3 protein-coding genes and 1 pseudogene are annotated in these 2,573 nt (G+C 41.5%); 3 read left to right on the top strand and 1 reads right to left on the bottom strand.

Annotated elements, in window-relative coordinates:
* Positions 1-226 precede the first annotated feature (226 nt).
* A pseudogene (locus tag L655_RS0112890) lies at positions 227-1,117 on the bottom strand (TonB-dependent receptor); the annotation flags it as partial.
* Positions 1,118-1,200: 83 nt separating this feature from the next.
* Here L655_RS0112890 and L655_RS0112885 point away from each other — a divergent pair.
* The 3 genes from L655_RS0112885 to L655_RS0112875 all read left to right on the top strand — a co-directional run.
* On the top strand, positions 1,201-1,542 hold the full coding sequence (locus L655_RS0112885) for a hypothetical protein (RefSeq protein ID WP_024591408.1): 342 nt from the start codon (positions 1,201-1,203) through the stop codon (positions 1,540-1,542).
* 2 nt (positions 1,543-1,544) lie between these two features.
* Positions 1,545-1,889, top strand: a complete 345-nt coding sequence (gene tnpB, locus L655_RS0112880) for an IS66 family insertion sequence element accessory protein TnpB (protein ID WP_158001052.1) — start codon at positions 1,545-1,547, stop codon at positions 1,887-1,889.
* 80 nt (positions 1,890-1,969) lie between these two features.
* A partial coding sequence (locus L655_RS0112875; RefSeq protein ID WP_024604010.1) for an IS66 family transposase zinc-finger binding domain-containing protein occupies positions 1,970-2,573 on the top strand: 604 nt, incomplete at its 3' end.

Raw genomic sequence — 2,573 nt, 5'->3', positions numbered from 1 at the left:
AGATTCGAGCGGGGGTCAATGTTTTATTTCAGCTTTTTGACAATTAAATGAATTTAGTATGAAAGCTATACAAATAAAGGGCTGCGGGGCTTTTTTTGCCTATTAAACCACCAATATATGAGCAGTTAAACTATGTGCATACATAAAACTACAATATTAGGTGCGTTAGGCTAAGCCAACTACAGTTTTTAGTTGGCGTTTAATAAAGTCTTACGTATACCGTTAATTAAAAACTATAATTAAAGCCTGCGTAATAGCGTCGCCCTGAATAGCTTGTATTAAGTAACCGTGCATCTGTATCATCACCTAAACGCGTTACCGATTCCGACTTAGTTAAATTAATAACAGCAGCTGTTAAGCTTAGCCCTTCATACAAATTAACCGATGCATTAACATCAACCTGTTCGTACGGATCTTGATATACATTTAAACCACTATTAAGGCCTAATACTGTCTCCCCTCGTTTGTTATATGAAGCGCGCACATTAAAAGCGTCACCTTCATAATAAACAGAGGTGTTGTACTGATACTTTGCACTGCCTATTAATGCCGATTGACCAAACTCTTTACCATTTACGGTTACATCTGCTTTGTTAGTTTTGTTATAAGTGTAGTTTGCGTAAAAACCAAAACCATTATCAAACGCATGCTGAATAAATACTTCCGCGCCTTTAGATATTGCATCGGTACCATTACCTACAGTGCTATACGGAGCTATATTAATGGTTCCTGCATCTACTATATTATTTTTACCGGCAAAGTTTTGCTCTACATCAATTACCAGTGGCACAACAAAGTTATCTACTTTCTTATGAAAAAGTGCCAATCCAACAGCAGAACCCTTTGCATAATAATACTCAATAGATAAATCAGCTTGCACCGATTCAAATGGCTTCAAGTTTTTATTACCACCACTGCCGCTAAAACCTGGCTGTTCATTAAATGCAGCTCTATCATTTGCCCATTCATCCGATACGAACGTAATACGCTGCTGCGCACCTAAATCGCTGTAATCAGGACGAGACATTACTTTTGCTATTGCCCCACGAATAACTAAATCGTCAGTTGCATCCCACGCTATATTAAAGCTTGGTAGTATTTGAGTGTCTTCGTTTTGCGTAAGCGTCTAGCGAACCACACCTAGCATCGATGTTCTGATTATCTAAAAATACCTGCTCAATGATAAATTCGGAGCAGGTGATGAAAACTTACAGAACAAGCGCACAGTGGCAGCAGCTTTTGCTGCAACGCAGTACGTTTAGTGGTACTAATATTGAATTCTGCCAACACCATAATGTCGCTATTACGACTTATTATAAACAACGTGCTTTACTGGCAAAAGACCAGCCTAATTCCACCTTGCCAGTGCACACGCAGTGCCTTACATCATCACGTTTTGTCCAGGTAAAACAAACTACTGAAGTCTGCGCGCAAACTCGTCAAAATACGCTGCAGTTTGATACGCTAACCGGCCAACTCACGTTTCCTATCGATTTAGCGACGGCCGATATCGTTGCCATTATTAAAGGGCTAACGGTATGAGGATGTTCGTTGATGTACCCACCGTCTATTTATGTGCCGATGCCGTTGATTTTCGAAAATCAATTAATGGTCTGGCGGCGTTGGTGGAAGCAGAGCTTGAACTACCCGTGCTCAGTGGTGCGCTATTTGTGTTTTGTAATAAAGGCCGTGACAAACTCAAACTGCTTTACTGGGATAACACCGGTTTTGCACTGTGGTATAAGCGATTAGATAAGCATAAGTTCAAATGGCCCAAACTCATGTCACCCACCATGACCTTAAGCGAGCAGCAATTACACTGGTTATTATCGGGTTATGATGTGATTGGACACAGTAAAATTGATGTCGCAGGTAAGAAAATGCTTTAATATTTGCGATCGATTGATGATCATCAAAGTGAGTTCAGTTAGCACTGCAAAGCCTTTGATGATGCCTTAAAATAGGCGTCATGAAAAATGAACTCGCCCTTAAACAGCGCATTGCTGAACTTGAAAAACTGTTAGCGCAGAAGGATGCCCAGATTGCGGCATTGGAAGAGCGCTGGAGCTTGGCCCAACAAAAACAATTCGGCAAAAGTGCTGAAGGCTTTGCCGGGCAAGGCGAGTTATTCAATGAAGTGGAAGAAATTGTTGAGGAAGTTGAGGCAGAGCAACAATCCATTAGCTATACCCGTAAAAAGCCGGTGCGTAAGGCACTGCCAAAAGACTTACCTCGTGAGCAGGTTATTCACGACATCATCGACAAAACCTGTGATTGCTGTGGCGGTGAGCTACATAAAATGGGTGAAGATAAGTCAGAAAAGCTTGAGTTCATACCCGCTAAAATCAAAGTGATTGAGCATATTAGGCCTAAATACGCCTGCCGTCACTGTGATAAATCCTCAACTCAGACACAGATTAAACAAGCCTCAATGCCTGCCATGCCCATCAACAAAGGCATTGCAACCAGCAGTTTGCTCAGTCAGCTTATCACCAGTAAATACCAATACGGGTTACCGCTGTATCGCCAGGAAGCGATGTTTAAGCAATACGGTATTGAACTCAGTCGACAGA

Origin of the sequence: Pseudoalteromonas sp. TAE79, assembly GCF_000498015.1 — a bacterium.
Taxonomy (GTDB): Bacteria; Pseudomonadota; Gammaproteobacteria; order Enterobacterales; family Alteromonadaceae; genus Pseudoalteromonas.
This window is presented reverse-complemented; position numbering and strand designations above follow the sequence as displayed.

Coding starts and splice junctions, on each gene's coding strand:
- tnpB (WP_158001052.1), top strand. CDS start 1,545: ATGTTCGTTGATGTACCCACCGTCTATTTATGTGCCGATGCCGTTGAT.
- L655_RS0112885 (WP_024591408.1), top strand. CDS start 1,201: ATGAAAACTTACAGAACAAGCGCACAGTGGCAGCAGCTTTTGCTGCAA.